A 23,799-nucleotide genomic window follows, 5' to 3' on the forward strand; every position below is an offset into this window, starting at 1 on the left:
ACCAACCCGTCGCTCAGGCCGGGGTGACGGCCACCGGTAGCGATTCCAGGCCGCGGATGACGACATTCGGCTTGAACGGCGGATTCTCGCTGCGCAGTTCCAGCGAGCCGACCTTGCGCAACAGTACGTCGAGCAGGATCTCCATCTCGAGCAGTGCCAGCGGGGCGCCGAGGCAGTAGTGGATGCCGAGGCTGAAGCCCAGGTGCTTCTTGGCCGGGTTCTTCGGGTCGGAGTAGCGGGTCACGTCCAGCCGCTCCGGGTCGGGGAAGGCGGCGGGGTCGTGGTTGCTCGAATTGATCAGCACCACAACACCTTCGCCTTGCTCGAACCGGTGCCCGGCGACGGTGATCGGCCGGGTCGCGGCGCGCGTGGTGATCTGCACCGACGGGTCGAGGCGCAGCAGTTCGTCGGGTGCGTGGGCGAGCATCTCGGGACGTTCACGCAGCACCTGGATCTGGTCGGGGTCGCGCAGCAGGCGCAGCATGCCGGTGCCGATGAGATTGGCGGTGGTCTCGTGCCCGGCGACGAAGGTGGTGATGCAGGTGGCGAGCAGTTCCTGTTCGGAGAGCACGTCACCGCGATCCTCGACCTGGGACAGCGCGCTGAGCAGGTCGTCGCGCGGGCTGACGCGGCGTTCGTTGAGCAGCTCACGGAAGTAGCCCATGAATCCGCGCGAGGCCGCACTGCGCGCCCGCAGGCATTCCTCGGGCAGCGTGTAGTCGTGATCGAAGCCGCGGGCCAGGTCCTGCGACCAGCGGTGCACCTGGTCGTAGGCCTCCTTCGGCACGCCGATCAGCTCGCAGGCGATGATCAACGGCAGCGGGTAGGCGATCAGTTCGACGAGGTCGAATTCGCCCGCGGCCACGGCGTCGTCGACGAGCTGTTCGCACAACTGCTCGATCCGGGGCCGCAATCGGGTCACCATGCGCGGGGTGAATCCCTTGGTCACGAGGTTGCGCAGGCGGGTGTGGTCCGGCGGCTCCATCCACAGGAACGACGTGGGCAGTTCCTCGGGGGCGTTCTCCGGCGACACCGTCGGGTGCATCATCGCCGCCTCCTCGGCGTGGCTCCACGCGGTGGTCGACAGCACCGCCGCGCAGTCCTCGTAGCGGGTGAGCACGTGATGGCCGAGTGGAGTCTGGTGGATCGGGCCCGCTTCGCGCAGTACGCGGGCGGGGCGGTAGGGGTCGGCGCGGCCGTCGGGGCCGAACAGCTGGATCAGGGCGGTCTGGACGGCGTCGGTGTCGATCGTGGAGGTCATGGGTGGGTCTCCTCGTGGGTGGTGGTCAGGGCAGGAGGATGCGGCGCAGCGTGCCCGGCGCGGTCAGCGCGGCGGGTGGGTCGACCAGGTGGGCGACTCGCAGGAAGGTCCTGGCCACGCGCGGATCGTGGTGGGCCACGCGCTGCACTCTGGTCACGAAGACGTCGGTGAGCCAGGTGCGCAGGGTGCGCCTGCCCTCGACGCCCGGATTGCGCAGATCCGAGCCGGCGGCCAGCTGCCAGGCCACCGCGACGGCGTCGGCGGCGGCCGCGTAGAAGCGGGCGGGCAGGTCGTCGGCGTCGAGGCACTCGCGCAGAGCCGCGGCTTGCAGTGCGGCCACGGTCATGCCCTGGGCGTAGAGCGGGTTGAACGCACACTGGGCGTCGCCGAGCACAACGAGTCCCGCGGGCCGGGCGCTCTGGCGATCGAAGCGCCTGCGCACCGCCGTGCGGAAGCGGTACGGGACCGGCTCGCCGAGCGCGTCGGAGCCGACCACGATGGTGTGGATATCGGGCGCCGACAGCGACGCGGCGTACGCGCGGAACCCCTGATCGTCGGTCGGTGGATGATCGCCGAGCATCCCGGCGAGGGTGACGTGCCAGCGGTCACCCTCCACCCGCACCGCGCCGCCACCGCGCCCGTCGGCACCGGTCGACACGATCACCGAGGCCTGGCCGTCGAGCTGGCCCGGCCGGTGCCGGAAGAACCGCGACGCGTAGCCGAGGTCGACCTCCAGGCGTTCCTCGTCGGGCACGTTCGCACCGATCTCGTTGAGCCACAGGGTGATTCGTGAGCCGCGGCCGCTGGCGTCGACGATCAGATCGGCCACCAGGGTCTGCTCCCCCGCCGGGCCGGTCACCCGGACGGCGCGCACCCGCTGGGCGTCGCCGATCAGGCCCTGCACGGTCGTCCTGGTCAGCAGGTCGATACCCGGCATCCGCAGGGTGCGCCTGCGCAGGACGGTTTCGAGCAGCGACCGGGTCGCGATCAGCGAGGTGAGTCCGGTCGCGCCCGCCGCCAGCCGGGAACCCCCGACATACCAGCGGGTGCCGACGAGCACCTCGGCCACGGTCGCACCGTCGGAGACGGCCTCCTCGGTGAAGCCCGGATACAGCTCCTCCATGATCCGGCGGCCCCGGTCGAGCAGGCCGTGCAGATGCCAGGCCTGCGGAACACCGCGGCGCACAGCCGCTTTCGCGTCCGGCTCGTCGCGTTCCACCACGGTGACCCGGTCGAAACGCTCGGCGAGCACCCGCGCCGCCAACAGCCCGGCGACCCCGGCGCCGATGACGAGCGCGTGCTGCCGCGGCGCGGTCACAGGGTCACCGGGAGGTGGCGGACGCCGCGGTGGATCAGGCTGGGCCGGTATTCGATCGACCGCTCGGCCAGGGCCAGCTCGGGCGCCCGGTCGAGCAGGGTGCGGATCGCGGCCTCTGCTTCGATGCGGGCCAGCGGCGCGCCGACGCAGTAGTGGATGCCGAGGCTGAAGCCGAGATGCTTACGGGGCGGGCGGTTTCCGGTGAAGCGGGTGATGTCGAAGGTGTCGGGGTCGTGGTAGACCCGTTCGTCGCGATTGGCCGAGCCGGTGAGCACGACGACGCCGTCGCCGCGGCGGAAGCTGTGCTCGCCGACACGCGTGTCGGCCAGCGCGACGCGGATCGTGAACTGGGTGGGCGCGTCGTAGCGCAGCATCTCGTCGATGGCGGGGCCGATCAGCTCGGGATGCGCGCGCAACAGCGCGAGCTGATCGGGATGCCGCAGCAGGGCGAGCATCCCGTTGCCGATCAGGTTGATCGAGGTCTCCATGCCCGCCACGAGCAGCAGCAGTGACATCCCGATCACCTCGGGCTCGGTGAGGAAGTCGCCGTCCACGCTGGCCGCCACCAGTTCGCTGAGCAGGTCGGTGCCCGGCCGCTGCTTCTTCTCGGCGATCAGCCTGGCGAAATGGCCCATGCAGGCGATGGCCGCGTCGGTGCGGGCGCTGATGTCGTCGGGACCGAGCAGCGAGTCGGGGTCGCTGCCGCGGGCGATGGCCAACTGCCAGGCGCGGAAGCTGAGGCCGTCGGCGGCGTCTGCGCCGAGCAGCCGGACCGCGACCATGGCGACGGCCAGCGGAACCGCCAGATCCTCGAGTACGTCGAGTTCGCCGCGTTCGAGGGCCGCGTCGACCAACCCGTCGACCACCGTGCCGGCCACCGGCACCATCTCACCGATCATCTTCGGGGTGAACGCCTTGGCCACCAGCTTGCGGTAGCGGCCGTGCTCGGGCGGGTCCATGCGGACGAACGAGCCGGGGATGGCGGCGCTGGTGTCGCGGAAGGGACTGATGCCCGCCGCGTAACCGTGACCCCAGTCGGCGCCGGTGAGCACCGCCGCGCACTCCTCGTAGCGGGTCACCAGACGCACCGGCACCTCGCCGAGCGCGTACGGGAACAGCGGGGTGGCGGTGCGGACCCGCGCGTAGGCGGGGTACGGGTCGGCGCGGTGGTCGGGCGCGAAGGCGTCGAAGGTGAGGTCGGCGGGGACAGCGGTACTCATCGGCCCTCCAGGCTGATTCGCAGTTCGGACATGCCGCGCACGACCACATTCGGGCGATACGGCGGTTCGGCGAGCAGGTGCATCCGCTCGACCCGGGTGGCTACGGCGCGCAGCACGGCCTGCATCTCGAGGCGTGCCAGTGGTGCGCCCAGGCAGTAGTGCAGGCCGAGACCGAACGACAGGTGCCGTTCGGGTCGCCTGCCCGGCAGGTAGCGGCCGATGTCGAAGCGGTCGGCCTCGGGGAAGGCCTCCGGATCGCGGGCGGCCGAGCCGATCAGCACGATCACCGCGTCGCCGGGGACGAAAGTCTTTCCGGCGAGCTCGATCTCGTGCCGCGCCGTGCGGGTGGTCAGATGCACGGGTGGGTCGTAGCGCAGCACTTCGTCGACGGCGGGCGCGCACAGCGCGGGGTCCTCGCGCAGTCGCTGGAACTGGTCGGGATGGCGGATCAGGGCGAGCAGCCCGTTGCCGATGAGGTTGACCGTGGTCTCGTGCCCGGCCACCACCAGGATGAGCAGGGTGCCGATCAGTTCGGTCCTGGTCAGCCGGACGCCGGCCTCCTCGGCGTGCACCAGCGCGGTGATCAGATCGTCGCGCGGGTCGGTGCGGCGCTGGGCGATCAGATCGCCGAAGAACGCGTCGAACGCGTGCACCGCCTCGGTGCGCGCGGCCAGCTCGGCGGGGCTCAGCAGAGTGTCGGGGTCGAGGCCACGAGCGATGTGGGCGGAGATCTCCCGCACGTGGGCGTGGGCTTCGGCGGGAACACCGAGCAGTTCGCAGATCAGGGTCAGCGGCACGGGGTAGGCCAGCGCCTCGAGCACATCGGTCTCGGCATCGGCCAGCATCGCCGTGAGCAGCCCGTCGACGAGCCGGTCGGCGCGCTCGTGCAGCCCTGCGACGGTTCGGGCGGTGAACGCCTTGCCGACCAGGCCGCGCAGGCGGGTGTGGTCCGGCGGTTCCATCCACAGGAAGGAACCGGGCAACTCCACGTCACTGTCGCCGTGCAGCAGGTCCGGCTCCTCGGCATGGCTCCAGCGCGGATCGCTCAGGATCGCCTGGGCCTGCGCGTGCCGCGGCACCAGGTGGGTCTCGCGCGGGCCCGGCACGAACGGCCCTGCGGCGCGCAGGGTTTCGTAGCTGGGATACGGGTCGTGGCGGCAGTGCGGCGCGACGCTCTCCAGCACCGCGATCTGCACCGGGGTCGGGTCCTCGACCGCGACATGATCGGAAGTCACCGGCAGCTCCTAGAGGCGATTTCGGTGCGGGGATTTCGCCGCTCATCGTCGCCGCGCGGTGTCCGTGAATTCGCGAAGTATTGTCTGCTCCGATCGGGCGATAGTCGAATATCTTTATCAGGCAGAGCAATTGGACGATCGACGGTGATTATCGGCGCGCGTATTTCGTTAGTCGTTCAACGCGATGTCATATGGCACTGTTGTCGTTTCCGGCATGAATTCCTCGCGTTCGAGCGACACGCTCACCACCCTGCTGGCCGGGGTCGCCGCCGAACGGCCGCGCGTCACGGCGACGTTCTGGTCGGTGTCGGAGCAGCTGGACAACGCCGAGATACAGGCACGCGCCCGGACGACGGCGACCGCCTTGGTGCGACGCGGGATCGGCCGTGGCGAACCCGTCGGCGTGCTCAGCCCCAACGCGCCGGAGTTCCTGACCTCCCTGTTCGGCATCGCCGCCGCGGGCGCTGCCGCCACTCCCCTTCCGCTGCCCGCGGGCGCGAGGGCGACGGCCGCCTATCCGACGAAGCTGGCGGCGATCACCGCCGCCGCGGGCATGCGGACGGTTCTGGTCTCACCCCGATTCGCCTCGATGGTTCCGCTGATCGGGGACATCGGCGTCGAATTCGTCGACACCGGCGCGCTCGTCGAGGATGTCACCGCCGACGAAGACATCCTGCCGACGCCGGACCCCGATGATTTGGCCATCGTGCAATTCACCTCCGGCAGCACCGCGCTGCCCAAGGGTGTGCGGCTCACCCACGCGAATGTGGTGAGCGGACTGGCCGCCATCCGCACCGGTATCGATCTCGGGCTCGATGATCAGGGCGGGTTCTGGTTACCGCTGTTCCACGACATGGGACTGTTCGGCACCCTGTCGGCGGTGCTGCGCGGCATCCCGGCGCACGTGTGGTCGCCGCTCGCGTTCGTGAAGGATCCGGCGCGCTGGCTCGCCGAGTTCGCCGCGACCGAGACCACGATCACCGCGATGCCGAACTTCGGCTACGAGGCGCTGCTGGCGGCGATCCCGCCGGAGCGGGTCACCGACTACGACCTGGGGCACTGGCGGATCGCGTTCAACGGTGCCGAACCGATCGCCGAATCGGTGGTCAGCGCGTTCCGCGAGCGGTTCGCGCCCGCCGGTTTCGCGCCGTCGACGATGTTCGGCGTGTACGGCATGGCCGAGGCCACCCTCGCCGTCGCGTTCCCACCGCTGCTGCGCGAGCCGGTGTTCGAGTGGGTCGACCGTGCCCTGCTCGCGGACGCCGCGGTCGCCGACGTGGTCGCGCGGGACGCCGACGGGGCGCGGGCGGTCGCCTCGGTCGGCGCGCCCGTCGACGGGATCGCCGTGCGGATCGTGCACCCCGACACCGGCGCCGACCTACCCGACGGCCGGGTCGGCGAGATCCTGATCCAGGGCGCCCCCGTCACCGACGGTTATCTCACCGCCGACCCGGAGGCCGCGGCCGACCGGTTCGTCGACGGCTGGCTGCGCACCGGCGACCTCGGCTACCGGCGCGGTGGCGAACTGTTCGTCACCGGCCGCTGCAAGGACATGATCACCGTGCGCGGCGTGAACTACTACGCCCAGGACGTCGAGGCCGCCGTCCGTGACCTCGACGGCGTCCACAAGGGCCGCTGCACCGCCGCCGTCGATCCCGACGGTGACGACGTGATCGCTCTCATCGCCGAAACCGAACGCACCGGCGCCGCGGCCGACACGCTCGCCGACGCCATCCGCGCCGCCGTCACCGCCCAGCTCGGGCTCGGCGCGGTCCAGGTGCACCTGGTCGCACCGCGCAGCATCCCCCGCACCAGCAGCGGCAAGCTCCAACGCCTCGCCGCCCGCGATCTGATCGGCCGGCGATGACGCCGCGCCCGGCTCCCCCTCGATCGAACGGAGTGCCTCGTGCACAGCTTTGACGTGTTCCGCCATTACGAACGCCTGCACTGGAAACTGAGCGATCTCGACCTGCCCGCCGTCGACCCGACGCTGGTCCGCCCCGAATACATCACCCTCGCCAAGAGCGCGGCCATGGGTGAGTCCAATGTGATCGCCGCGGTACACGGCTTCCTCAACGAATTCGTCGACGACTACGACTTCTCCACCTTCGCGGTGGTGTGGGGCTATCAGGAAGTGCAGCACCACTACGCGTTCCGCTCCTGGCTCGGCGCGATCGGTGAGGACGTCGAGGACCGTGCCGTCGACGCCATGCGCGAGCCCTACGCACCGGGCAGCACGCCCTCGGCGACCCTGGCCACCAACATCATCTCCGAGCTCACCGTCAACCACGTGTACCGCGCGGTGTCGAGCTGGGTGGCCGAACCGGTGCTGAAGCAGTTGCTGCTCAACGCCAGTCGCGACGAAGCCGGGCACGCGCGCGAATTCATCCACTACACCAACGAGCGATTGAAGAAGCGCCCCGAGGAACTGCCCTCGGTGCTCGAAACCTTGTACGTCTACAGCTCCGAGGCCAAGATCAAGCACCCGGTGAGCACCTTCAAGGCAGGCATCGCCGAACTCGGCGACCACGAGACCATCGACACCGGCTTCGAGTTGTTCCTCGAGCAGGTCGCCGCCGAAGGCGAGCTGGAGGTGCTGCACGACAAGGTGCGCCGCACCTTCGCCTCCATCACCGGGCTCGACCTGTCCAGTAACGCGAAGGTGCGTCGCGCGCTGGCCGACGCCATCGCCTGATGACTGCCGCCGACGCCGTCGTGGTGCCGTGGTCGGTGATCCCCGACTACCACTGCTTCGGCTGCTCCCCACACAATGCCGCCGGGCTGCGCCTGAGTTTCACCCCGCGCCCCGACGGCGCGCTGGAGGCCACGTTCCGGCTCGGGCGGGCCTTCGAGTCCTATCCCGGTGTCGTACACGGTGGTCTGATCGGCGTGGTGTGCGACGAGGTGATGGGCAACCTCATCGTGCTCGCGCGCAACGTACCCGCCTTCACCGTCTCCCAGCGCACCCGTTTCCTCACACCCCTGTTGATCGATCGCGAATACCGCTGCGTGGCAATGCTTCCGCCCGAGCGCGGGCCGGGACCGATCGCCGCGCACGCGGAGATCCTCGACGCCGATGGCGCGGTGTGCGCGTCGTCGACGGCCACCTACCAGCCCTTCGATCTGCACGCGGTCCGCGACCAGCTCACCCTCGACGACGACGAAGTCGCCCTGCTCGACCACGCCCTGTCCACGGCGAAAACCTTCTCCCCGAACGGAGCCCGGCCATGACCACCACTTCCGCCGACACCATCCTGCGCACGGTCACCGAGATCGCGATCTCCGAAACCGGCTTACCCGCCGCCGAGCTGGCCCCCGACGCCGACCTGCGCGCCATGGCCGGTGTCGATTCGGTGCGGGTGCTACGGATGATCGCGCGCATCGAGCGCACCTTCGACATCGAGCTCGAGGACGAAGACGTCTTCGGCATGTCCACCCTGGCCGAGGTCACCGCCGTGGTGGAGCGCTCTGTCCGCGAGGGGCGGTCGGCATGACGGTCGTCGCCGATACCAATCAGCACTACGATCTCGATCCCGACATCTTCGGCGAGTTCCTCGATCCGCTGCGCAAATACAGTGCGGCCCTGTACGAATCCGCCGACGACACCCTGGAGACCGCACAGCGCAACAAGCTGCGTTTCGTCGCCGAGCGGCTCGGGCTGCGCGGCGGGGAACAGCTGCTCGACGTGGGCTGCGGCTGGGGTTCGCTGATCCTCTACATGGCGAGCGAGCTGGGTTGCCGCACACTGGGAATCAGCCCGGCACCCCGGCAGCACGACTACATCGCCGCGCAGGCCGCCGCACGCGGGGTGAGCGATCTGGTGCGCACCCGCGTCGGGCATTTCGAGCACCTCGACCTGCCCGCGCGCGGCTTCGACGCCGTCACCCTGCTCGGCTCGATCGTGCACATGCCCGAGCCCGACGAGGTGTTCCGCCGTGCCAAGGCGGTGCTGCGCCGCGGCGGCACCCTCTACGTGTCGGAGAGCTGCTTCCGCAACGCGGCCACCCGCACCGCGTTCGACGATCGCGTCGGCACCGGGTTCGTCCGCGAGGACATCTTCGGTTTCGGTGAACTGCGCCCACTCTCGGAACTGGTCGCGGCCGCCGAGAACGCAGGCTTCTCGGTGATCTCGGTGGACGACCTCACCGCGAACTACCGGCGCACGATCGAGGACTGGATCGCCAATGTCGACGCCGCCGCCGACCGCATCGACGCGCACGGCGCCGGCCTGGCGGCCAAGCTGCGCCACTATCTCGAGATCGCCAACGCGGGCTGGGGTTACACCACCAAGCACTACGCGCTGGTCTGCCGGAATGCCAGGTAGGACATGATCAGCACACCGGGGCTGCTGCCCGTGACCGAGCTGACCGCCGCGGTCGACGGCTTCCTCGCCGCCTCCCCCGCTGCGCGCGCCTGGGACGTGGAGACCGCCTTCGACTGGACGGCCGCCGACGCGGGCAGGCTCACCGAGGGACAACGATCCGCGGTCCAGTTCGTCACCCTCATCGAAGACCACCTGCCCGGCTATTTCGATGTCTACCACCGGCATTTCCCGGTCGACGGCAGCGTGGATCTGCCGACCTTCGAACACAATCGGGAGCTCTACCACTTCACCGTGCGGTGGGCGCTCGAGGAGGACACCCACGCCAGGGCACTGGCCCGCTACCAGGAGGCAGCGGGCATGGCCGAACGGTCCACGCTGCGTACGGAATTGGCGATCGAAGGGCACAAACCGTTCGACCTGCCCTACGACCATCCCGTGCAGTTCTTCGCCTACGCGCTGGTGCAGGAGAAGGCGACGCAGATGTACTACCAGCAGCTGCGCGACGTCGTCGCCGATCCGGTGCTCGCCGCGGTCCTCACCCGGCTGTCCCGTGACGAGGCACGACATTTCAGCTTCATGGCCGAGGTGGTGACCCGGTACCTGCGCCACGACGGTGACGCGGTGGTGGCGCCCATCCGCGACGTGATCGCCCATTTCCGGATGCCGCTGTCGGACACGCTGCGCGGCTACTGGCGGTGGGCGCTGCGCATCGCCGAGGTCGCCGACTACGACCACACCGCCGCTTACGAACACCTCGTGAAGGTGATCGACCGCGCGGTCGACACGCGAACCGAGCCGATCGACGAGCTCGTCGCGTTCGTCGAGAGCTGCCGTTCGCTGGCCTGAGCCGACGGCACCGGCCCCGCCCCCGATCGGCTCGGGCGCGGGGCCGGTGCCGTGCGGTCAGTTGCCCTGTGCCAGTACGAGAATCGTCGTGGAGCCGTGGGCGATGAGCTTGCCCGCCGCATCGGTGATGCGCCCCTCCGCGGTAGCGGTGCGCCGCCCGACGTGCACGGCGGTGGCGTCGCAGGTGAGCCTGCTGCCGTCCAGGGTCACGGCCCGGATGAAGTTCACCTTCAGCTCCAGCGTGGTGTAGGCGATGCCGTCGCCGAGCTCGGTGAACACCGCGCTGCCCATGGCGGTGTCCAGGAGGGTCGCCAGGACACCACCGTGCACCGTGAACATCGCGTTGATGGTCGCCGGATTCGGGTCGAGAAAGTAGCGTGCGCGCCCTTTCGACGCGCTTTCCAAGCGAATTCCGAGTGAATCACCGACACCCAGTTTTTCTCGCAGTCCGCGTTCGAATACCGCGGTCAATTCGTCGACCCGCCGCTGCGCGATCACGTCGACGTCCATGTCGGTACTTGTCATGATTTTCCTCCCTGCGGACGATTTGCCTCCCATTCGAGCAGCCTCGAGTGAATTGCGGTTTGCCGCAGCCCATTCCATGCCGAACTCCGATTGCCTGATCGGGATCGCGCGCACCCGGCGAATCGTTCGCCGGACGCCGGTACCGTCGGTCAGATGGCCGACACCACCGCTGCTCCCCGCGTCGAGTCCATCGGCGCCGACTTCTTCGACGATCCGCACGCCCACTACCGGCGCTGGCGCGCCGCGGGCCCGGTCCATCGGGTCCGCTTTCCCGACGACGTGGTCCGCTGGGTGATCATCGGCTACGCCGAAGCCCGTGCGGCACTGGCCGATCCGCGCCTGGCCAAGGATGTCGGACAGGTCGAGGCGATCCTGCACGAGAAGCGCCGCGTTACGCGGTCGGACCCGAATGTGAGCGCGCTGCTGAGCCACATGCTCGGCACCGACCCGCCGGCGCACACGCGCCTGCGCAAGCTGGTGAACAAGGCGTTCACCGCCAAGCAGGTCGCCGGGCTGCGTCCCCGCATCGAGCAGATCACCGAGGACCTGCTGGACGCGACCGCCGACCGCGACGAGTTCGATCTGATGGAAGAGTTCGCCAATCCCCTACCGGTGACCGTGATCTGCGAGCTGCTCGGGGTGCCGTTCGCCGACCGTGACGATTTCCAGGCTTGGACCCGCGCACTGGTCACCGTCGTCGGCGAGGGCGAGGACGAAGAGCGCCCGGCAGCAGGCGCCGCCATGGTCGGCTATCTGGCCGATCTGGTGCGGGCCAAGCAGGCCGATCCGGCCGACGATCTGCTCTCGGAACTGGTGCTGGCCGACGACGACGGCGACCGGCTCACGGACAAGGAGCTGGTGTCGATGGCGTTCCTGCTGCTGGTCGCCGGACACGAGACCACCGTCAATCTGATCGGCAACGGCATGAACGCGCTGCTGCGCGACCGGGCACAGTGGCAGGCGCTGTGCGCCGACCCGGCGGCGGTGCCCCGCGCGATCGAGGAGTTCCTGCGGTTCGACGGGCCGGTCGACATGGCCACGGTGCGCTACACCGCCGAGCCGGTCACCCTCGGCGGCACCGAGATCCCGCAGGGTGAACTCGTCTACGTGTCGGTGGCAGCCGCCAATCGCGATCCGGCACGGTTCGCCGATCCGGACACTCTCGCCACCGATGGGCATACCACCGGGCACCTGGCGTTCGGCCACGGCATCCATTTCTGTGTCGGCGCTCCGCTGGCCCGGCTCGAGGCCACGATCGCCGTCACCGCCCTCCAGCGCCGTTACCCCGACCTGCGGCTGGCCCCGGCCGCCCTGACGCCACGCTGGCAGACCAGCACGCTCATCCGCGGTCTGCTCGCATTGCCTGTGCTGACACGCTGACCGCATCGAAGCCGGACGGCGAAAGACCCCGCCCGATCGCAGGATCGGGCGGGGTCGGGTGTCCCCCGGTCGCTCTATACCGGGTCTTCGACCACCGTTACTTCGCCGGTGCGTTGAACGGCTGGTTGATGGTGGTGAAGTACTGGATCGCCGCGCCGATGGCCACGGGCGCGGTGATGAAGATCTGCCCGGCCAGGGTGCCGAGCGCGCCGACGGCGAGGATGCCGCCGATGCAGCCGACCGCGGCGGCGGGCAGGAACGGGCCGAACAGGCCGACGATGGTTGCCGCGGCGACGGTGGCGCCGACGATGCCGCCGAGCACGCAACCCACCGCGGCGCCGCCGATCCCACCGACCAGGGTGCCGATGGCGGCGCCGGTGGAGATGGTGGTGGTCAGCCTGGTCCAGGCCGCCACCTCACGCTCGTATTCGCTCTTCCACGGTGCCTTGTCCTCGAAGGGCAGGGCGACCGGCTTGTAGACGGCCTGCGAGGCATCCAGCTGCGGGCTCAGGGTCGCCGTGTTGCCCGCGATCTCGGCCACGATGGGCAACTCGAACTCGTCCAGCCGGAAGGTCAGCGGGGTGGCGGCGACGGTGGTGCCGTCGGGCGCCTTCACCTTGAACGCGCCGTCCTCGACGACCATGGAGCCGGCACCTGTGGTGATGACGGACTTACCGGCCACTTCCTGCGCAGTGAACTCGATCGGGGCGGGGGCCTGGGCCGACGCCGAGCCGGTGATACCGGCCGTGACGCCGATAGCGGCGGCGAGCAGCGCCGCGGCCGCAGCAGATTTCCTCATCGTATATTTCTTCCTCTCACATTCCCGGACGGGAATCGGGCGCGTCCGTTACGCGCACGTTCTGGGGGACAACCGATTCCGCGCGTGCTCACAGGTCGAGCACCAGGACGCCGGAGCGGGCACGCGAGACGCAGAGCATCATCGTGGCGCCGCTGTCGCGTTCCGCAGGGGTGAGCAGGGAGTCGCGATGATCCACCTCGCCGTCGAGCACCGGGGTCTCGCAACTGCCGCAGGTGCCTTCGCGGCACGAGGTGAGCACCGCGATGCCCGCCGATTCGAGGACGTCGACGATGGACCGGTCGGCCGCCACCCGCAGCGTGCGGCCGGTCTGCGCCAAGCGGATCTCGAAGGCCGTGTCGGCCCCCGCGGGCACGACCGGCCGTGGCACGAAGCGTTCGGTGCGCACGGTGACACCGCCCAGCGCGCCCGCTGCCTCGACCGCCGCCAGCAGCGGTTCGGGACCGCAGCAGTACACGGTCGCGCCCGGCCGGTCGGCCAAAATCTCCGCGATCGGCAGCAACCCGGCCTCGTCCTGCGGCACCAGCCGCACCCGGGAGTCCGCGGCGAGGACGTCGGCGAAGGCCATGTGCGCGCGGCTCCGGGCGCCGTAGTGCAGCGTCCAGTCCGCGCCCGCCCGGTCGGCGGCGGCGATCATCGGCAGGATCGGGGTGATCCCGATCCCGCCTGCCACGAAGGTGTATCGCGCGGCAGGAGTCAGCTCGAAGTTGTTGCGGGGCAATGAGACCGACAGTGTGGTGCCGGGCAACGCTGTCCGGAACAGTACGGCCGAACCGCCCCGGCCCCGGGGTTCGTGCAGCACCGCGATCCGCCAGTGGTCCCGGTCGGCGGGGTCACCGCACAGCGAGTACTGGCGCACCTCGGCGGCACCCACCGCCACGTCGATGTGCGCGCCCGGCGTCCAGGCGGGCAGTTGCCCGCCGTCGACCGCGGCGAGCACCAGGGCGAACACCGCGTCGGCTTCCTCGGTGCGGTCGATCACCCGCACCCTCACTTCGGTCATGCCCATCCCCTCGGCGGAATCGTTGTCGAGATCACCGTGGTGCAGCGGCGCCCGGTTCGCCGCCGTGGCATGGCGAGACGATTGGACCGATCGACGTTCACTATCGCCCCGGCCGCCGACCTGCCCGCCGCCCGAAACTGGCGGCATGACTCCCGTGTCGGAACTGGTCGACAGGACCAGGCAGTTCGTTCGAGATCACGTCATTCCGGTGGAACGCGAGGTCGTGGTCGGTGGCCGGGTCACCGACGACGCCCTGCGCCTCGATTTGCAGAAGAAGGCCAAGGAAGCCGGTGTCTTCGGCCCCCTGTCCGATCCCGCCTACGGCGGCCTCGGTCTCGACACCAGGGCGCAGGCCGAGGTGCTCGAGGCGGCGGGCGCCAGCCTGCTCGGCCCACTGGCGGTCAACGCCTGGGCTCCCGACGACGGCAACATCCACCTGCTGGCCGCGGTGGCGAACCCCGAACAGCAGCAGCGGTATCTGGCCCCGCTGGCCTCCGGCGAGGTGCGCTCGGCCATCGCCATGACCGAGCCTGCCCCGGGTGCGGGCTCGGATCCGCGGATGCTGGCGACCGTGGCCGAGGAGACCGACACCGGCTGGGTCATCAACGGCCGCAAACACTTCACCACCGGCGCGCAGGGCGCCGCGTTCACCATCTGTGTCGCCGCGACCACGGACGGTCCGACGATGTTCCTGGTGGACCAGGACAATCCCGGTCTGCGGGTGGGGCGTCGGATGCCGACGCTGGATCACACCAGTGCCCCGGGCGGACACTGCGAGGTCGAGTTCGTGGACTGCGAAGTCGACGAGTCCGCGATCCTCGGCACCGTCGGCGGCGGCCTCGACCTGGCGCAGGCGCGGCTGGCACCGTCGCGGCTGGTGTTCTGCATGAACTGGCTGGGACTGGCGGTGCGCGCCCAGCAGCTGGCCGCCGAGCACATCACCGGCAGGCAGTCGTTCGGGGTCCCGATCGCCGACCACGGTATGGCACAGGGCTTGATCGCCGACAACGAGATCGACATCGCCGCCGCGCGCAGCCTGGTCCGGGCCACCGCCGCCACGATCGACGAGCACGGCGCCACCTCCGGGCAGGCCAGGCACGAGGCATCGATCACCAAGACCTTCGTCTCCGAGGCGGTGTGGCGGGTGCTCGACCGCGCGGTGCAACTGCACGGCGGGCTCGGCGTCTGCGAGGACTACCTGGTGGCCCGATTCCTGGTGGAGGCCAGGGCTTTCCGCATCTACGAGGGTCCGTCGGAGGTGTTGCGCTGGTCGATCGCGCGGCGCGTCCTGCGCGGGCCGCGCTGAGAGGACGACGAGATGACCCGCAGCATCGCCGGATTCGGCGCCGCTTACCCCGCCCTCGACCCCGACGCCGTCGACTTCGGCTATCTGCGCGACGCCTCGCAGGCGCTTGTACCGTTCGGCGCGCACGTCGGCACTCTGATCACCGAGATCTCGGCCACGCGTTCGGTGGTGGAGATCCCCGCCGAACCGGTGATGTGCAACCACATGGGCACCGTCCACGCGGGCGCGCTGTTCACCGCCGCCGACATCGCGGGCGCCGCGGCGTTCGTCGGCGCGGCCGCGCACCGCCTGCACACCATCGACCGGCTGATCCTGCGCGGCGGCACCGCCGCCTACCGGAAGCCGGCGCGTGGCCGCATCCGTGCGGTCGCCGGCGTCGAAGCCGTCGAGCTGGCCATGATCCTGGCCGCCACCGCGAACGCGCGTTACGGCCTGTCCGGACGCGCCGAACTGCTCGACGACAACGACGTGCTCACCGCCGAGTTCACCTTCGACTACGTGTGCGATGTGCGCATCGCCGGAACGGACGACCAATGAATTCCGCAACGCCCAGCGATTCCGCGACCGGGGGCGGACGGGTGGCGGACGGGCCCGCGACCACGCCTGACACCAGCACAGTCGAGACCGTCGACGGAGTGCGGTTCACCCTGCGCCGGCTGGCCGCCGCCGACCCCACCGCCCCCGTGGTGCTGATCCTGCCCGCGATGGCGATGAAGGCCCGCAACTACCAGTCGCTGGCCAAGGCGCTGCACGCCACCGGGCTGTCGGTGGCCACCGTCGATCTGCGCGCGCACGGCGAGGCGGAGCCCGCGTTGGGCGAGCACACCGACTTCGGGTACCGCGAGATGCTCGAAATCGACCTGCCCGCCATCGTTTCCGCGATCGAGGAGCGCTTCCCGCAGGCGCCGCTGCACCTGTTCGGGCACAGCCTGGGTGGCCAGCTGGCCCTGCTGTTCGCCGCCGCCGAACCCGAGCGGGTCGCGGGGGTGACCGTGATCGGCACCGGCACCGTGTTCTGGTGGGCGTTCGGTCCGCGCCGCTGGTTCGAGGCGCTGAGCCAGATCCAGTGGATCGGCCTGGTCGCCCGCGTCAAAGGTTACTGGCCGGGTGGGGTGCTGATCCCGGCGCCGATGCCGGGCGGGGTGATGGTCGACTGGTCGATCCACTCGCTGACCAGCTACTACCGTCCGCGCGGTACCCACCGTCGCTACAACTCGCTGCTGGCGGAGATGACGCTGCCGGTGCTCACGATCTCGCTGTCCGATGACGTGCTCGGCCCGAAGTCCAATGTCGACTTCCTGGTGTCGCGCATGCCCGCCGCACAGGTCACCCAGTGGCACATCGACGCGGACTCCGCCGTCGAGCACCGCGATCACTTCGCCTGGTTGAAGGATTCGCCCGCGATCGCGACCCAGGTGTCGCGCTGGATCACCACCGGCTCCGCGCCGGCCTGAGGAGAGACGTGGCACGACTGCAGATCCAGGCGGTGTCGAAGAAGTTCGACACCGACTACGCGGTGCGCGAGGTGAGCCTCGACATCGCCGACGGCGAATTCATGGTATTGCTCGGCCCCAGCGGCTGCGGCAAATCGACCCTGCTGCGGATGATCGCCGGACTGGAGGAACCGACCGAGGGCCGGATCCTGGTGGGCGGCACCGACGTCACCGACGCCGCGCCGCAACGACGCGACCTGGCGATGGTGTTCCAGAGCTATGCGCTCTACCCGCACCTGTCCGTGGCCAAGAACATCGGCTTCCCGCTGCGGGCCCGGCGCAGGCCGCGCGCGGAGATCGACAAGCGGGTGGCGGAGGTGTCGGCCACCTTGGAGCTGTCGGCGCTGCTGGACCGTCGGCCGGTGGCGCTCTCGGGTGGACAGCGGCAGCGAGTCGCGTTGGCGCGGGCCATGGTTCGCGATCCCGGCGCGTTCCTGATGGACGAGCCGCTGTCCAACCTCGACGCCAAACTGCGCAGCGCGACGCGCGCCGAACTGATCGCCCTGCACCAACGGTTGGGGGCGACGTTCCTCTACGTGACCCACGACCAGGTCGAAGCGATGACGATGGCCTCGCGCATCGCGCTGCTCAACGAGGGCCGGGTCGAACAGTGCGGCACACCCGCCGAGCTCTACGACCAGCCCCGCTCGACCTTCGTCGCCGGATTCCTCGGCGCGCCACCGATGAATCTGTTCCCCGCCGTCGTCACCGCGGCCGAGGGCACGCTGCGGGTGACCGCCGACGGGGTCGACGCCGCCCTCGCCATCACCGACGATCTCGACACCGCCACCCCGGTGATCGCGGGCATTCGCCCCGAGCGCCTGCGCATCGATCCCGCGGCCAACGACGTCCGCGGGACGGTGCGCATGGTCGAGAACCTCGGCAGCGAGGAGCTGGTGCATCTCGACGCGGGCGCGACCAGCCTGTGCGTGCGTGCCGCGCGCCCGGCCGGGGTCGCCGCGGGCGAGAACATCACCCTGCGCGTGGATCCCGCCGACATCCACCTGTTCGACCCCGACACCGGCTTGCGGCTGACCTGGCGTGCGCCGCAACCGGATTCGCCGAAGGCCGTGGACGCGGCGGCCGTGCCCGTCCCCTGATTTCCCGCACCACTCGATGAGGAGAACCACCATGAAACGCACCCTGCCCGTCCTGGGCGTGGTGTTCACCACCGCCGTCGCCCTGAGCGGCTGCGGTCTGGGCGGCACCGTGTCCTCGGACACCACTTCCACCGCGCAGATTCCGGAGCTGAAGCCCGACCAGCAGGTCTCGATCACCTTCGAGTCCTACAACTACGGTCTCGCCGGTGCCTGGACCGATACGTTCAACGCGCTGATCGCCGACTTCGGCAAGAAGTACCCCAATATCAAGGTGACGGCGCAGAAGCCGCAGGGCAACAGCCCGAACCCGGCCACCGACACCATCTCCAGCATCCAGAACCAGATGGTCGCGGGCACCCCGCCCGATGTCGCGCAGCTCGGTTTCTCCGATCTGGACTTCACCATCAACCAGCTGCAGGCCAAGCCGATCGACACGCTCGTCGGCACGCAGGAGGTGGCCCGCAATTTCGACGGTCGCCATGCCTACGCCCCTCGCGCCCGCGTCCTCGACGACTGGAACGGCCACACCTACGGCGTGCCGTTCGTGTTCTCCACCCCGGTGCTGTACTTCAACGCCTCGCTGTTCACCGAGGCCGGGCTCGATCCGGCAGAGCCCCCGGCCACCTGGGCCGAGGTCACCACCACCGCACAGCAGATCGCCGACCGCACCGGTAAGGGCGGTGTGTACATCGACTGCCTGACCAAGACCGCCAAGGACTGGTGCTTCCAGTCGCTGGTGCGTTCCAACGGCGGCCGGGTCATCTCGGAGGACCGGCGCACCCTCACCTATGCCGACGCGCCCGTCGTCGAGGTGACGCAGATGGCGCAGAACCTGGTGAACTCGGGCAGCATGCCCAAGCTCAACCAGAAGCAGGGCTACGAGGCGTTCGCGCGCGGTGAGATCGGCATGATCCTCGAGACCAGCGCGATCCAGGGCACCTTCGTCACCGGTGCCAAGGACAAGTGGGATCTGCGTTCGGCGGCGATGCCCGCGTTCGGTGACAAGCCGACCGTGCCGACCAATTCCGGTGCGGGCCTGCACATCCTGTCCAACGATCCGGCCGAGCAGCGGGCCTCGTGGGAGCTGATCAAGTTCCTCACCAGCGAGGAGTCCTACATCAAGATCGCGCAGAACATCGGCTACCTGCCGCTGCGCACCGGCCTGCTCGACCAGCCCGACGGCCTGCAGGACTGGGCCGCGAAGAACCCGCTGCTGAAGCCGAACGTCGCCCAGCTCGCCACCATGGAGCCGTGGGTCTCCATGCCCGGCAACAACTATCTGCAGATGCGTGACGGCATGATGGACGCGGTCGAGGCGATCGTCTTCCAGGGCAAGGATCCGCAAGCGACCCTGACCGCGGCGCAGGCCGAGGGCGCCAAGCTCATCCCGGCGGCATGATGAGTGATCTGACCATCGTCCAGCTCACCGACACCCACCTGCGTCCGGCCGGTGAGCTCGTCCACGGTGTCGTCGACACCGACGCCAACCTCGCGCGGGTGCTCACCCAGCTGCGCGCGGCCGGGCAGCACGTGGATGCCCTGGTGCTCTCGGGTGACCTGTCCGACAACGGGTCACCCGAGGCGTACCGGCGGCTGCGGGCGGCCGTGGAGCCGGTCGCGGCCGAGCTCGGCGCCGAGATCGTCTACGTGATGGGCAATCACGACGAGCGAGTGGCCTTCGGCGAGGAGCTGCTCGATCGCGCCCCCGGTTCGGTTGATGCGGCCCTGCCGCACGATTCGTGCGTCGAGATCGCGGGCCTGCGAGTCATCGTGCTCGACAGCACGACACCACTGCGGCACGAGGGCAGGCTCGAACTCGAGCAGCTGGCCTGGCTGACCGAACGGCTGCGCGTGCCCGCGCCGCGCGGCACCCTGCTCGTGCTGCACCATCCGCCGATTCCCTCGCCGGTGGCCACCGCCGACTTCCTCAAGCTCGAGGACGCCGAACGGCTGGCCGACGTGCTCGCGGGCTCCGATGTGCGGATGATCCTGTGCGGGCACAATCATCTGACCGCCGCGGCGGCGGTGGCGGGGATCCCGGTGTGGATCGGTCCGGCGCTGTCGTATCGGATCGATCCGATGGCTCCGGTGGGCAGGCACCGTGGGCTGGCCGGATTCGGCTACAGCCGCATCGATCTCATCGGCGAGACGATGCTCGCGACGGCTGTCGAGGCGACTCCGGCGGTCTCGGTCTACGACCGGCCCGAGGCCGAGGTGCTCGAGCAACTCGCGGCGATCGCCACGCGGACGCGGTGATGTTCGTCATCGACGATCGGCAGGACCCGGCGCAGGCGGTGCCGAGCACCGCCGCGGCGGGTCCGCGCCGGTTCACCCGCCGCGCGCTGACCCGTCTCGTCGCGCCCTACCTGTATCTGGCGCCCGCGCTCGTCCTGTTGGTCGTGTGGACCTATCAGCCGCTGGCCCAGGCGGTCGAGCTATCCACGTATTCGTGGAACCTGCTGCCTACGGCCCCGATGAAACCGGTCGGCACCGCCAATTACGAACGGCTGCTGGACCTTCCGGCATTCTGGGGATCCCTCGGCCGCACCGCGACCCTGATCCTCGGGTTGCTGCCGTTCACGGTGCTGTTGCCGGTGCTCATCGCCCTGGCGAGCCGGCGCGTGCACGGCCGGGCCCGGACCGTCTATCAGGCGCTGGTGTTCGCGCCGTTCCTCGTCGCGCCGGTCGCCGCCGCGGCGGTGTGGCGGTGGCTGCTGCATCCGGGCACCGGATTCGTCGACCAGCTGCTCGGCACCGGCCACAACTGGGTCTACGACGCCTCGACCGCACAGGCGGTGATCATCGCGATCACCGGTTGGCAGCTGCTCGGTTTCGCGACGCTGGTGGTCTGGGCCGGACTGGCCGGGATCAGCGGCGACTACAGCGAAGCCGCGCGGGTCGACGGGGCGACACCGGGGCAGATCCGGCGCTGGATCACGCTGCCCCTGCTCTCCCCCACCCTGTTGTTCCTGGTGCTCACCACCGTGCTGCTCAGCCCCACCCTGTCCTTCCCGCTGATCGACTCGATGACCCAGGGCGGTCCGTCGCAGGCCACGACCAACATCTACTACCTGCTCTGGGACTACGCGTTCCACAGCTTCGACGCCGGGCTCAGCGCCGCGGCGGGTGTGCTGTTGTTCGTCGGCTTCGGCGCGCTGGCCGCGGTGCTGGTCTGGATATCGGAAAAGGTTGCCGTCCATGATGATTGACCGTCTGCGCGCGGCGGGCAGCCACCTGCTGCTCGCCGGCACGGCGCTGCTTTGTGTATTCCCCATCTACTGGCTGTTCGCCACGGCACTGCGCCGGCCCGAGGACGTCACCTCGCTCGCGCCGTTGCCGTGGCCGCTGTCGATCGACAACTACCTCGACGCGGCGCAGAAGGTGGATGTCGCGGGCCTGATCGCCAACACGTTCTTCGTGGCGATCCTGTCCGCGGCCGGGCAGCTGCTCATCGCGCTGCTCGCCTCGTACGCGTTCGCCATGTACACCTTTCCGCTCCAGCGGCTGATGTACCTGGCGTTCGTCGGCGTCTGGCTGGTGCCGTTCCAGGTGACCATGCTGCCCAACTACATCCTGCTCAACGAGCTGGGCCTGATCAACACGCTCATCGGCTGCGTGCTGCCGACCCTGTGCTCGGCGCTGGGCGTGCTGCTGTTGCGCCAGCACATGTCGGCATTCCCGAAGGAGCTCATCGCGGCCGCGAAAATGGACGGCCGCTCCTCCTGGGCCATCCTGTGGACCGTGGTCGTCCCCAACCTGCGCCCCGCGCTGGCCGCCCTCGGCATCCTGCTGTTCATCAACGCCTGGAACGAATACTTCTGGCCCGCCGTGGTGCTGCGCCAGTCCAACGACGTCCTTCAGCTGGGCCTGCGCAGCTTCATGGGCACCGAAGGCGACCAGTGGGGTCCCATGATGGCCCTGGCCAGCCTCGCCTGCCTACCGGTCCTGTTGCTCTACCTGGTGTTACAGCGCCACATCGTGAACGCCTTCGTCCGCTCGGGTCTCAAGTGAGCACCCGGATGTTCCTCGCCGTCTACGACGTCACTGCGGCCGGGGTGTTCAGTTCGCCGATGAGGGCGGTGTCATGGGTGGCGGCCCGGAAGCGCGGGTGATCGAGGATGTCGTGCAGGAAATCGGTGGTGGTAGCCACGCCCGGTCCGGCGATGGTGGTTTCGGCGAGGGCGCGACGCATCCGGGCAATCGCTGTCGGCCGATCCGGTCCCCACACGATGACCTTGGCCAGCAGCGAATCGTAGTGTGGCGGAACCGCATAGCCCGGTGCGACATGGGTGTCCACACGAACGAAAGGGCCGGCAGGGAGCTCACACCGGGTGAGGGTGCCCGGGGCGGGGGCGAACCCGCGTTCGGGGTCTTCGGCATTGAGGCGGCATTCGATGGCGACACCCTCGGGCCTGCGATCGGCGCCGAGGGTCAGTGGTTCGCCCGCGGCGATGCGCAGTTGTTCGGCGACCAGGTCGACCCCGGTGACCATCTCGGTAACCGGATGCTCGACCTGCAGGCGGCAGTTGACCTCCATGAAGTAGAACCGGCCGTCCGGGGCCAGCAGGAACTCCACGGTGCCCGCCCCGACGTAACCCGCTGCCGCACAGCCGCGGACGGCCGCGGCGCCGATGCGGTCGGCGAGGTCCGGCGCCAGGCCGGGGGCGGGCGATTCCTCGACCAGCTTCTGATGCCTGCGCTGCAGCGAACAGTCACGCAGACCCAGGTGCCGGACGGTGCCATGGGTGTCGGCGAGGATCTGCACTTCCACGTGCCTGGCCGATTCCAGGTAGCGCTCGACATAGAGCCTGCCGTCACCGAAAACGGCGGCGGCCGCGGCCCTGGTGTGCTGCCAGGCCGTGGCGAACTCGTCGCCGTCGCGCACGACCCGCATCCCGCGGCCACCACCGCCGGCGACGGCTTTGATGATCACCGGGTAGCCGATCTCGTCGGCCAGGGCGCGCGCGGCGTCGGGGTCGTCGACGGCGTCGCGGCTGCCCGGCAGCAGGGGCAGGCCCGCGTCGGCCATCAGCGCACGGGCGGTCGACTTGTCACCGAGCCGGGCCATGACCGCCGACGGTGCGCCGACGAACACGAAGCCCTCCGCCTGGCACACCTCGGCGAAATCCGGATCCTCCGAAAGGAATCCGTAGCCGGGGTGGATCGCGTCGGCGCCGGTGGCGCGGGCCGCCTCGATGATCGCGGGGATCGACAGGTAGCTGCGTTTGGCCGGGGCCGGACCGATCTGGACGTGTTCGTCGGCCAGGCGCACCGCCGCGGAGTCACGGTCCGCGGCGGAGTGCACCGCCACGGTGGCGATGCCCAGTTCGCGGCACGTACGGATGACCCGTACCGCGATCTCCCCGCGGTTGGCGATCAGGACCTTGCCGAAGGGGCGCGTCATCGCAGCGCCTCGAACACGATCAGGGCCTGGCCGTGCTCCACGGCGTCACCGTTGTCGACGAGGATCTCCGCCACCACGCCCTCTCGCGCCGCGGTGACCGGGATCATCAGCTTCATCGCCTCGATGATGCCCACCTGTTGGCCGGCGCGCACGGGGTCACCAACCGCGACGAACGGTGCGGCACCGGGTTCGGGCGCTCGATAGAACACGCCGACGGTCTCGGCGGTGAGCGGGAAGGTCGATGCGGCGCCGTTGTCGGCGGGCCTGCCCGCCCTGGCTGCGCCCCCCTCGGTGGGTTCGGTCGGGACGAGAACCAGATGTCCCGCCGGCTCACCCTCGCCGGCGGCCGCCGCGGGGCGCTCGCCCCAGGTGATGCGCAGCGACACCGGGCCGTTGGCGACCGTCACCGAGGTCGGGGCGGACCCGGTGGCGCCCACCGTCATGGCGTGGCGGCTGAGCACCGCGAGGCTGTGGTCCGCTTCGGTCGGGCTCACGGCCCGCACGGGAGGGTCGTTGGTCACGGACTCGGTCATCGGTTCTGCTCCTGAATCTTGGTGTGCGGATTGG

At 69.7% G+C, this 23,799-nt stretch carries 24 protein-coding genes; 15 read left to right on the plus strand and 9 right to left on the minus strand.

All coding sequences use genetic code 11. The features are described from left to right. Positions 1–13: 13 nt before the first annotated feature. From AB0F86_RS10620 to AB0F86_RS10635, 4 genes are read right to left on the minus strand one after another with little or no spacing between them, the layout of a single operon-like run. Positions 14–1,261: a cytochrome P450 gene (locus AB0F86_RS10620; protein ID WP_356983458.1), complete on the minus strand. Its 1,248-nt coding sequence runs from the start codon at positions 1,259–1,261 to the stop codon at positions 14–16. A gap of 25 nt (positions 1,262–1,286) precedes the next feature. Further along, entirely contained in the window at positions 1,287–2,579 is a 1,293-nt protein-coding gene (locus AB0F86_RS10625) for an FAD-dependent monooxygenase (RefSeq protein WP_356983460.1), read from the minus strand. Further along, positions 2,576–3,799 carry a cytochrome P450 gene (locus AB0F86_RS10630; protein WP_356983462.1) on the minus strand — a complete coding sequence of 408 codons (1,224 nt, stop codon included), beginning with the start codon at positions 3,797–3,799 and terminating at the stop codon, positions 2,576–2,578. Before AB0F86_RS10630 ends, AB0F86_RS10625 begins: the two co-directional genes overlap by 4 nt. Continuing rightward, positions 3,796–5,034, minus strand: a complete 1,239-nt coding sequence (locus tag AB0F86_RS10635; RefSeq protein ID WP_356983463.1) for a cytochrome P450 — start codon at positions 5,032–5,034, stop codon at positions 3,796–3,798. The genes AB0F86_RS10630 and AB0F86_RS10635 overlap by 4 nt, the downstream gene beginning before the upstream one ends. A gap of 214 nt (positions 5,035–5,248) precedes the next feature. On the opposite strand from AB0F86_RS10635, the gene AB0F86_RS10640 reads away from it, so the two are divergent. Genes AB0F86_RS10640 through AB0F86_RS10665 form a run of 6 tightly spaced genes read left to right on the plus strand, consistent with a single transcriptional unit; the run spans position 5,249 to position 10,204 of the window. Next, positions 5,249–6,901, plus strand: a complete 1,653-nt coding sequence (locus AB0F86_RS10640) for an AMP-binding protein (protein ID WP_356983465.1) — start codon at positions 5,249–5,251, stop codon at positions 6,899–6,901. 39 nt (positions 6,902–6,940) lie between these two features. After that, positions 6,941–7,729, plus strand: coding sequence for a ferritin-like domain-containing protein (locus AB0F86_RS10645; protein ID WP_225279419.1), 789 nt, complete (start codon positions 6,941–6,943; stop codon positions 7,727–7,729). After that, positions 7,729–8,265, plus strand: coding sequence for a PaaI family thioesterase (locus AB0F86_RS10650; RefSeq protein WP_356983467.1), 537 nt, complete (start codon positions 7,729–7,731; stop codon positions 8,263–8,265). Before AB0F86_RS10645 ends, AB0F86_RS10650 begins: the two co-directional genes overlap by 1 nt. Continuing rightward, the gene (locus AB0F86_RS10655) at positions 8,262–8,528 is read left to right on the plus strand and encodes an acyl carrier protein (RefSeq protein WP_356983468.1); all 267 of its coding nucleotides are present in this window, start codon (positions 8,262–8,264) and stop codon (positions 8,526–8,528) included. Before AB0F86_RS10650 ends, AB0F86_RS10655 begins: the two co-directional genes overlap by 4 nt. Next, positions 8,525–9,358 carry a class I SAM-dependent methyltransferase gene (locus tag AB0F86_RS10660; protein WP_356983470.1) on the plus strand — a complete coding sequence of 278 codons (834 nt, stop codon included), beginning with the start codon at positions 8,525–8,527 and terminating at the stop codon, positions 9,356–9,358. The genes AB0F86_RS10655 and AB0F86_RS10660 overlap by 4 nt, the downstream gene beginning before the upstream one ends. A gap of 3 nt (positions 9,359–9,361) precedes the next feature. After that, the gene (locus tag AB0F86_RS10665) at positions 9,362–10,204 is read left to right on the plus strand and encodes an acyl-ACP desaturase (RefSeq protein ID WP_356983471.1); all 843 of its coding nucleotides are present in this window, start codon (positions 9,362–9,364) and stop codon (positions 10,202–10,204) included. Positions 10,205–10,261: 57 nt separating this feature from the next. Here AB0F86_RS10665 and AB0F86_RS10670 read toward each other — a convergent pair whose 3' ends face one another. Continuing rightward, positions 10,262–10,729 carry a PaaI family thioesterase gene (locus AB0F86_RS10670; protein ID WP_225279415.1) on the minus strand — a complete coding sequence of 156 codons (468 nt, stop codon included), beginning with the start codon at positions 10,727–10,729 and terminating at the stop codon, positions 10,262–10,264. Positions 10,730–10,882: 153 nt separating this feature from the next. Here AB0F86_RS10670 and AB0F86_RS10675 point away from each other — a divergent pair, with 153 nt between their 5' ends. Then, a complete protein-coding gene (locus tag AB0F86_RS10675; RefSeq protein WP_356983472.1) occupies positions 10,883–12,109 on the plus strand; it encodes a cytochrome P450 in 1,227 nt (408 codons plus the stop codon). A gap of 97 nt (positions 12,110–12,206) precedes the next feature. Here the strand turns inward: AB0F86_RS10675 and AB0F86_RS10680 are convergent, their stop codons facing one another. Beyond that, a complete protein-coding gene (locus AB0F86_RS10680; protein ID WP_067639477.1) occupies positions 12,207–12,908 on the minus strand; it encodes a hypothetical protein in 702 nt (233 codons plus the stop codon). Positions 12,909–12,996: 88 nt separating this feature from the next. After that, entirely contained in the window at positions 12,997–13,929 is a 933-nt protein-coding gene (locus tag AB0F86_RS10685; RefSeq protein ID WP_356983473.1) for a PDR/VanB family oxidoreductase, read from the minus strand. 145 nt (positions 13,930–14,074) lie between these two features. Here AB0F86_RS10685 and AB0F86_RS10690 point away from each other — a divergent pair, with 145 nt between their 5' ends. Genes AB0F86_RS10690 through AB0F86_RS10725 form a run of 8 tightly spaced genes read left to right on the plus strand, consistent with a single transcriptional unit; the run spans position 14,075 to position 21,839 of the window. Next, complete coding sequence (locus AB0F86_RS10690) at positions 14,075–15,235, plus strand: acyl-CoA dehydrogenase family protein (RefSeq protein WP_356983474.1); 1,161 nt, start codon at positions 14,075–14,077, stop codon at positions 15,233–15,235. 12 nt (positions 15,236–15,247) lie between these two features. Next, on the plus strand, positions 15,248–15,772 hold the full coding sequence (locus AB0F86_RS10695) for a DUF4442 domain-containing protein (RefSeq protein WP_356983475.1): 525 nt from the start codon (positions 15,248–15,250) through the stop codon (positions 15,770–15,772). Continuing rightward, positions 15,769–16,689: an alpha/beta fold hydrolase gene (locus AB0F86_RS10700; protein WP_356983476.1), complete on the plus strand. Its 921-nt coding sequence runs from the start codon at positions 15,769–15,771 to the stop codon at positions 16,687–16,689. Before AB0F86_RS10695 ends, AB0F86_RS10700 begins: the two co-directional genes overlap by 4 nt. 8 nt (positions 16,690–16,697) lie before the next feature. Continuing rightward, positions 16,698–17,828: an ABC transporter ATP-binding protein gene (locus AB0F86_RS10705; RefSeq protein ID WP_356983477.1), complete on the plus strand. Its 1,131-nt coding sequence runs from the start codon at positions 16,698–16,700 to the stop codon at positions 17,826–17,828. Positions 17,829–17,859: 31 nt separating this feature from the next. Beyond that, a complete protein-coding gene (locus AB0F86_RS10710) occupies positions 17,860–19,227 on the plus strand; it encodes an ABC transporter substrate-binding protein (protein WP_356983478.1) in 1,368 nt (455 codons plus the stop codon). Further along, positions 19,227–20,084, plus strand: coding sequence for a metallophosphoesterase (locus AB0F86_RS10715; RefSeq protein WP_225280310.1), 858 nt, complete (start codon positions 19,227–19,229; stop codon positions 20,082–20,084). Before AB0F86_RS10710 ends, AB0F86_RS10715 begins: the two co-directional genes overlap by 1 nt. Next, positions 20,084–21,037 carry a sugar ABC transporter permease gene (locus AB0F86_RS10720; RefSeq protein WP_225279408.1) on the plus strand — a complete coding sequence of 318 codons (954 nt, stop codon included), beginning with the start codon at positions 20,084–20,086 and terminating at the stop codon, positions 21,035–21,037. The genes AB0F86_RS10715 and AB0F86_RS10720 overlap by 1 nt, the downstream gene beginning before the upstream one ends. After that, the gene (locus tag AB0F86_RS10725) at positions 21,027–21,839 is read left to right on the plus strand and encodes a carbohydrate ABC transporter permease (RefSeq protein ID WP_181700054.1); all 813 of its coding nucleotides are present in this window, start codon (positions 21,027–21,029) and stop codon (positions 21,837–21,839) included. The genes AB0F86_RS10720 and AB0F86_RS10725 overlap by 11 nt, the downstream gene beginning before the upstream one ends. 22 nt (positions 21,840–21,861) lie before the next feature. Here AB0F86_RS10725 and AB0F86_RS10730 read toward each other — a convergent pair whose 3' ends face one another. Both AB0F86_RS10730 and AB0F86_RS10735 read right to left on the minus strand, forming a co-directional pair. Then, positions 21,862–23,232, minus strand: coding sequence for an acetyl-CoA carboxylase biotin carboxylase subunit (locus tag AB0F86_RS10730; RefSeq protein ID WP_356983479.1), 1,371 nt, complete (start codon positions 23,230–23,232; stop codon positions 21,862–21,864). Continuing rightward, the gene (locus tag AB0F86_RS10735) at positions 23,229–23,765 is read right to left on the minus strand and encodes an acetyl-CoA carboxylase biotin carboxyl carrier protein subunit (protein ID WP_356983481.1); all 537 of its coding nucleotides are present in this window, start codon (positions 23,763–23,765) and stop codon (positions 23,229–23,231) included. Before AB0F86_RS10735 ends, AB0F86_RS10730 begins: the two co-directional genes overlap by 4 nt. Positions 23,766–23,799 lie beyond the last annotated feature (34 nt).

It is taken from the genome of Nocardia sp. NPDC023733 (assembly GCF_040639775.1).
GTDB classification, from domain to species: Bacteria; Actinomycetota; Actinomycetes; order Mycobacteriales; family Mycobacteriaceae; genus Nocardia; species Nocardia rosealba.

What these genes read in the sequence shown, in the direction of transcription:
- AB0F86_RS10620 (WP_356983458.1), bottom strand. Translation starts at nt 1,261, where the DNA reads ATGACCTCCACGATCGACACCGACGCCGTCCAGACCGCCCTGATCCAG.
- AB0F86_RS10630 (WP_356983462.1), bottom strand. Translation starts at nt 3,799, where the DNA reads ATGAGTACCGCTGTCCCCGCCGACCTCACCTTCGACGCCTTCGCGCCC.
- AB0F86_RS10640 (WP_356983465.1), top strand. Translation starts at nt 5,249, where the DNA reads ATGAATTCCTCGCGTTCGAGCGACACGCTCACCACCCTGCTGGCCGGG.
- AB0F86_RS10650 (WP_356983467.1), top strand. Translation starts at nt 7,729, where the DNA reads ATGACTGCCGCCGACGCCGTCGTGGTGCCGTGGTCGGTGATCCCCGAC.
- AB0F86_RS10655 (WP_356983468.1), top strand. Translation starts at nt 8,262, where the DNA reads ATGACCACCACTTCCGCCGACACCATCCTGCGCACGGTCACCGAGATC.
- AB0F86_RS10660 (WP_356983470.1), top strand. Translation starts at nt 8,525, where the DNA reads ATGACGGTCGTCGCCGATACCAATCAGCACTACGATCTCGATCCCGAC.
- AB0F86_RS10665 (WP_356983471.1), top strand. Translation starts at nt 9,362, where the DNA reads ATGATCAGCACACCGGGGCTGCTGCCCGTGACCGAGCTGACCGCCGCG.
- AB0F86_RS10670 (WP_225279415.1), bottom strand. Translation starts at nt 10,729, where the DNA reads ATGACAAGTACCGACATGGACGTCGACGTGATCGCGCAGCGGCGGGTC.
- AB0F86_RS10675 (WP_356983472.1), top strand. Translation starts at nt 10,883, where the DNA reads ATGGCCGACACCACCGCTGCTCCCCGCGTCGAGTCCATCGGCGCCGAC.
- AB0F86_RS10680 (WP_067639477.1), bottom strand. Translation starts at nt 12,908, where the DNA reads ATGAGGAAATCTGCTGCGGCCGCGGCGCTGCTCGCCGCCGCTATCGGC.
- AB0F86_RS10685 (WP_356983473.1), bottom strand. Translation starts at nt 13,929, where the DNA reads ATGACCGAAGTGAGGGTGCGGGTGATCGACCGCACCGAGGAAGCCGAC.
- AB0F86_RS10690 (WP_356983474.1), top strand. Translation starts at nt 14,075, where the DNA reads ATGACTCCCGTGTCGGAACTGGTCGACAGGACCAGGCAGTTCGTTCGA.
- AB0F86_RS10695 (WP_356983475.1), top strand. Translation starts at nt 15,248, where the DNA reads ATGACCCGCAGCATCGCCGGATTCGGCGCCGCTTACCCCGCCCTCGAC.
- AB0F86_RS10700 (WP_356983476.1), top strand. Translation starts at nt 15,769, where the DNA reads ATGAATTCCGCAACGCCCAGCGATTCCGCGACCGGGGGCGGACGGGTG.
- AB0F86_RS10710 (WP_356983478.1), top strand. Translation starts at nt 17,860, where the DNA reads ATGAAACGCACCCTGCCCGTCCTGGGCGTGGTGTTCACCACCGCCGTC.
- AB0F86_RS10715 (WP_225280310.1), top strand. Translation starts at nt 19,227, where the DNA reads ATGAGTGATCTGACCATCGTCCAGCTCACCGACACCCACCTGCGTCCG.
- AB0F86_RS10720 (WP_225279408.1), top strand. Translation starts at nt 20,084, where the DNA reads ATGTTCGTCATCGACGATCGGCAGGACCCGGCGCAGGCGGTGCCGAGC.
- AB0F86_RS10725 (WP_181700054.1), top strand. Translation starts at nt 21,027, where the DNA reads ATGATGATTGACCGTCTGCGCGCGGCGGGCAGCCACCTGCTGCTCGCC.
- AB0F86_RS10730 (WP_356983479.1), bottom strand. Translation starts at nt 23,232, where the DNA reads ATGACGCGCCCCTTCGGCAAGGTCCTGATCGCCAACCGCGGGGAGATC.
- AB0F86_RS10735 (WP_356983481.1), bottom strand. Translation starts at nt 23,765, where the DNA reads ATGACCGAGTCCGTGACCAACGACCCTCCCGTGCGGGCCGTGAGCCCG.